The organism is Enterococcus sp. 3H8_DIV0648, assembly GCF_002140655.1.
Classification (GTDB): domain Bacteria; phylum Bacillota; class Bacilli; order Lactobacillales; family Enterococcaceae; genus Enterococcus_A; species Enterococcus_A hulanensis.
Map to the genome: position 1 here is coordinate 409,881 of NZ_NGLG01000001.1, position 5,383 is coordinate 415,263.

The following is a 5,383-nucleotide window of genomic DNA, read 5'->3' on the forward strand; positions in this document are numbered from 1 at the left end:
CACAAAAAAACTTCAAATTTTTTATAGAATACACATGCGTACTAGTACAGTTTTTACGATTGTTATAACACTGTGTAAAATGAGAGTTAAGCCACGGTTCTCTCATCTTAACAAGTCAGTATTGTCGTGACACCTTCTATTGCGTCGGAATAAATTAAATAACATTAATATTTGTAAAGAAATTGTGGAGCTCCTCTTTTTTTTGTTACCTTTTTTTTGTATAATAGAAACAGATAGCAGGAAGCTAGTTTTACCTGTTACAAAATTTGAGAGTCAAGAAAAGGAGTGATATGCATGTTAACACTATATACTTCCCCTAGTTGTACATCATGTCGGAAAGCACGTGCTTGGCTACAGGAACATGAGATTCCTTATGTTGAACGAAATATCTTTTCTGAGCCATTGAACATTGATGAGTTGAAGGCCATTTTACAAATGACTGAGGACGGAACTGAAGAGATTATTTCTACTCGTTCGAAAGTTTTCCAAAAGTTGAACATGGATTTAGATGAATTGTCACTGAAAGAATTGTTGGACTTAGTGAAAGAAAACCCTGGATTGTTGCGTCGTCCGATCATGATCGACGAGAAACGTCTGCAAGTTGGTTTTAATGAAGATGAAATTCGTCGCTTTTTACCTCGTGACGTTCGCCAATATGAATTACGCCAAGCCCAATTAATGGCTGGATTATAGAATAAGTACCCCGCTTACGCGGGGTATTTTTTTGTTATGGAAGTTTAAACTGTGATAATTCTTTATTCAATGAGTCAAAATTTTTCTTAAAATGAAAGCCTCGCATTCCAGTTTCTTCGGCTGCTAGAATATTTGCTGCATTATCGTCAATAAAGTAGCATTCGGCCGGATTCAATCGAAAATGGCTATAAAAAGCGCGAAAAATCTCATGTTCGGGCTTAGCAAGCTTCCAATCTGAGGAGATAAAGATACCGTCGAAAGAGTGATGATTAGGTACTTTGTCTTCATATAAGTAATAATCTTGAGGCGCATTAGAAAGAATATAAAGGTTGAAGCCTTTTTCCTTCAGGTGTTGTGGCAGCTCAGCCATTTGCGGCAGAGGATGCAAATCATTGTACCAAGTTGCCAGTAAATCATCAGCGATCATATGCAAATCTTCCGGCAGGCGAGCTTTTACGGCCAAGGCCAGCTCATCTCTGGTCATCGTACCTTTATCAAAGCGCAGCCAATCTACTGAACCAAAAATTTCCGATCTAAGCAGTTCCTGCTGCTGGTCATTTACGTTTTTTTCACGAACAAAGCGCACGGGATCAAAATCGACTAAAACGTTACCTAAATCAAACACAATATTCTTGATCATCAAAAAACCTCCTTAAGTCAAATTATACTTTAGTCTATCACTCAAACAAGAGGGCGTTCATTTTATTTATACATAAACAAGATATGATGGACGGTAAGTTCGCCTCTTCAAAGGAGAAAAAAAGAGCTTGATTCTTCGGTTAGAGGGCAAGGTTGTCTGCATTGTTTATAGGAATTTAATAAAATTCGTCGGCTTTCTTTACTTTTAAACGGAATCAGTTACAATGAACATATAATCTATCTTTAAAGTGAGGTGTGCCAAGATGGAGATGGAACACATCAATGAGAATACGATCCGCGTCATCATCGAGAATGAAGATCTAGCTGAACGGGGAATTACTTTTTTAGATCTGCTGGGAAATCATCGGGAAATCGAATCTTTCTTCTATAGTATTTTAGAGGAAGTCGATATTGAAGATGAGTTCAAGAGCAGTGAGGCTGTCACTTTCCAAGTACTTCCAAAAAATGACGGGTTGGAATTATTTATTAGTAAGAACCTGACGCCTGAGGATATCAATAAAATGAACAACTCAACAGATTTTGAAACCAATGATTTCGATCAATTGATTCGTCAGCAGATTTTAGCTAATTCTGAGAATCTGGAAGATGATGGAAAAGTAAATCGCTTAAGAGTTTTTCAATTAAATAGTTTTGAAGACATGATTGAATTAGCGAGCTATCACTTTTTAGATGAAGCCTGGTGTGATTTATACCTATTGGATGAGACATATTATTTACAAGTTTATTTTGACCCTGAGGTTTTCGGTGAGTTTGGCTTAGCCGACGTCATCGCTGAAATTTTAGAATATGCTCAAGATTCCGCTGTTTCTACAGAAATGTTGGAAGAGTATGGAAAGCTTCTGATGCATCGTGATGCAATCGAAATTACGCGTGCTCATTTTAATTAGCGTGTTCAATACCACCGTTCGTTGGAATGGTGGTATTTTTTTGCCTTGCGGGGCTTATTCAATAAATATTAAGCAAATTGCGTATTTTCTTTCGAGGTGAGGAAAATGCTGTTTGCTTATACAAACAAAAAAGAAATGATCAGCGCTTCTGAGGTCAATAACGATGAGAACTATTTTTGTCCAGATTGCGGCGAGCAACTGATCAGAAAAGCGGGGAAAATAAAAATTCCCCATTTTGCACATAGCACCAATGGTAATTGTTTTGGCTTAAGTGAAGGAGAGACACCGGAGCATCTTCAACTAAAGCAACTTATTTTCAAATGGGGAAATCAATTTGAAGGAGACTGGAAAATGGAAGCTCCTCTGCCAGACTTAGCGCAGCGACCGGATCTACTGCATGATCGGTTAGCAGTAGAGATTCAGTGTTCATCCATCAAGGGAGGACGACTAGCTGAACGAATAGCAGGTTATTCTCAGCAGAATTATCAAGACTGGTGGCTGCTAGGAAAGAAATTATGGCCCACAGAAAAAATCACTCAGCTGCAAAAACAATTTTGCTCCTTTGATAAGGAGAAAGGAATTCACCTGTGGCTATTGGAAAGTGAACAGATACGTTTGCTTTATCACATCCACGAACTTGATCGCTTGGTTTATTGTGAAGAACGCTGGTCTAGGGGGTCTCTGCCGTTGAGTGAGATTCTCAAAACATCCGTAACTAAACGACCGCCCCATCTTTTTCCTACTATAGAAAGTGTGAATGAACGCAAACTATCCCTGAGTCTTAAACTCGTCCAAAGCAATCGTAAAATCCGCGGCCTGCAGCATTACTTTTATCAAGAACGGAGACATCTGCTGTACTTGCCGGATTGGATGTATTTTCCAAGTCGTTATTTCTTTTTCTATCAAGAGGATTTATTGGTTTTTCGTTATTTGTTTCAAAAAGAGGCGAAAAATGCTTCATTGATTTTTGAGAAATTCTTGGACTACCGAGCAGCAAATCAGCGAGAATGGTTTTTCCATCGAATTGATCAGCGAGAAATATTGGAGCGGCTTTACCTTGAAGCGATCTTTTGTCAAAGAAAGGCTAAAGTTTCGTCAGCCTAACAGTTTTTGAAAATACTTTTTGCTAATTTATGGTAAGATTGAGGATGATTAATAGATGAGCAGTCATTTTTTCTTTCTATTTTTTAAATGAGCTAGATATGGATCATTTGTGTAGAAAGAGAAATACCTCAAAACAAGTTAGGAGTGTTTTTATGAGTGAACCAAAGCAATTGCCAAAACGGCAGGAAGTACCCACTGAACTGACTTGGGACTTAACTAAAATTTTTACTGATGACGCTGCCTTTGAAGAAAAATTTCAAGCTTTATCTGCCGAATTAACTGAAGTGGATAAAATCAAAGGAAGTTTAGGCCGAGGCGCAGCAGAATTTTTAACGGCGATCGAATATGTTTTAGATATTTATCGCAAAGCGGAAGTCATTTACGTCTATGCCCATTTGAAAAATGATGAAGATACCGCAAATACAACGAATCAAGCACTATATGCACGTGCATCCAGCTTGATTGCACAGGTCAGCGAGGCTGTTAGCTGGTTTGAACCAGAAATGCTGCAGCTTTCAGATGATGAGATTTGGGCGTTTTTCGAGACAGAGCCGAAACTAGAATTGTATCGTCATTTCGTTGAACAGATCATTTCTGAAAGAGCGCACGTTTTACCGGCTGAACAAGAAGCGTTATTGGCTGGAGCAAGTGAAATTTTCGGAAGCTCTGCTGACACCTTTTCAGTCATGAACAACGCGGATCTGAAATTCCCAGTAGTAAAAAATGAAGCTGGAGAAGATGTTCAATTAACCCATGGCATCTACGGACAATTATTGGAAAGTACGGATCGAAATGTTCGAGAGCAAGCTTTCAAGGCTTTGTACTCTGTCTATCATCAGTTCCGAAATACATTTGCTTCCACATTAAGTACTCATATCAAGAGTCATAACTATAAGGCCAAAATTCGCGGCTATGCATCCGCACGGGCAGCTGCCTTGAGCGGAAACCATATTCCAGAAGATGTTTATGAAACATTGACTTTAGTAGTCAACCAATATTTACCGCTGCTGCATCGTTACGTGGAATTACGTAAAGAATTATTAGGCCTAAATGAATTGCATATGTATGATCTTTATACACCGCTGTTGGCAGAAGCGCCAGTTAAATTCACCTACGAAGAAGCACAAGCTAAAGCGTTGGAAGCATTGAAGCCATTAGGCGAAGAATATTTAGACGTTGTGAAAAAAGCTTTTGCCGAACGCTGGATCGATGTAGTAGAGAATCAGGGCAAGCGCAGTGGCGCTTATTCTTCTGGTGCTTATGACACGCAGCCATATATTTTACTGAACTGGCATGATCGCCTAGATGAGCTTTATACGTTGGTTCATGAAATGGGACACAGTGTTCACAGCTACTTTACTCGTCATACGCAGCCCTATGTTTACGGTGATTATTCGATCTTTTTAGCAGAGATTGCTTCGACGACGAACGAAAATCTTTTAACCAGCTACTTACTGGAAACTGAAAAAGATCCTAAGATTCGCGCATACATCATCAATCATTTTCTTGATGGCTTCAAGGGGACGATTTTCCGTCAAACACAATTTGCTGAGTTTGAACATTTCATTCATACAGAAGATGCCGCAGGAAATCCATTGACGAGCGAACACTTAAGCAAGTTTTATGGCGAGCTGAATGCGAAGTATTACGGACCAATCGTGATTAACGATGAAGAAATCAAAGATGAGTGGTCAAGAATTCCGCATTTCTACTATAATTACTATGTTTATCAATACGCGACCGGCTTCTCAGCAGCGAGCGCTTTAGCAAAACGGATCGTTGAGGGAGAACCAGATGCATTAGAAAAATATCTAGCTTACTTGAAATCCGGCAGCAGTGATTATCCGATTGAAGTCATGAAGAAGGCCGGAGTTGATATGACGCAACCGACGTATATTGAAGACGCGATGGAGATTTTCGCTTTACGTTTAGATGAGTTGGAACAATTGGTCGAAGATTTAAAAGCTTAATTAATGAAAAGACAGGAGCTAAGGCTGCTGTCTTTTTTTTGCTCAATAACGAGAGCAAAAATCATAAGA

The 5,383-nt window shown here is 39.1% G+C and carries 5 protein-coding genes; 4 read left to right on the plus strand and 1 reads right to left on the minus strand.

The window, feature by feature from the left end; all coding sequences use genetic code 11:
- The first annotated feature begins 294 nt into the window (after nucleotides 1–294).
- Entirely contained in the window at nucleotides 295–693 is a 399-nt protein-coding gene (gene spxA / locus A5875_RS01895) for a transcriptional regulator SpxA (protein WP_010739854.1), read from the plus strand.
- 34 nt (nucleotides 694–727) lie between these two features.
- On the opposite strand, the gene A5875_RS01900 is transcribed toward spxA, so the two are convergent.
- Complete coding sequence (locus A5875_RS01900; protein ID WP_088932045.1) at nucleotides 728–1,333, minus strand: HAD family hydrolase; 606 nt, start codon at nucleotides 1,331–1,333, stop codon at nucleotides 728–730.
- 262 nt (nucleotides 1,334–1,595) lie between these two features.
- Between A5875_RS01900 and A5875_RS01905 the strand changes: the two genes are divergently transcribed.
- The 3 genes from A5875_RS01905 (at nucleotide 1,596) to pepF (ending at nucleotide 5,314) form a co-directional block, all read left to right on the plus strand.
- Nucleotides 1,596–2,240, plus strand: coding sequence for an adaptor protein MecA (locus A5875_RS01905; protein WP_088932046.1), 645 nt, complete (start codon nucleotides 1,596–1,598; stop codon nucleotides 2,238–2,240).
- Between the two features lie 105 nt (nucleotides 2,241–2,345).
- Nucleotides 2,346–3,344, plus strand: a complete 999-nt coding sequence (locus A5875_RS01910) for a competence protein CoiA (RefSeq protein ID WP_088932047.1) — start codon at nucleotides 2,346–2,348, stop codon at nucleotides 3,342–3,344.
- Nucleotides 3,345–3,496: 152 nt separating this feature from the next.
- Nucleotides 3,497–5,314 carry an oligoendopeptidase F gene (gene pepF / locus A5875_RS01915; protein ID WP_088932048.1) on the plus strand — a complete coding sequence of 606 codons (1,818 nt, stop codon included), beginning with the start codon at nucleotides 3,497–3,499 and terminating at the stop codon, nucleotides 5,312–5,314.
- Nucleotides 5,315–5,383: the final 69 nt, after the last annotated feature.

Bases quoted from the DNA above. Each gene is read 5' to 3' on its own strand.
- spxA (WP_010739854.1), top strand. From the start codon at position 295: ATGTTAACACTATATACTTCCCCTAGTTGTACATCATGTCGGAAAGCA.
- A5875_RS01905 (WP_088932046.1), top strand. From the start codon at position 1,596: ATGGAGATGGAACACATCAATGAGAATACGATCCGCGTCATCATCGAG.
- pepF (WP_088932048.1), top strand. From the start codon at position 3,497: ATGAGTGAACCAAAGCAATTGCCAAAACGGCAGGAAGTACCCACTGAA.
- A5875_RS01900 (WP_088932045.1), bottom strand. From the start codon at position 1,333: ATGATCAAGAATATTGTGTTTGATTTAGGTAACGTTTTAGTCGATTTT.
- A5875_RS01910 (WP_088932047.1), top strand. From the start codon at position 2,346: ATGCTGTTTGCTTATACAAACAAAAAAGAAATGATCAGCGCTTCTGAG.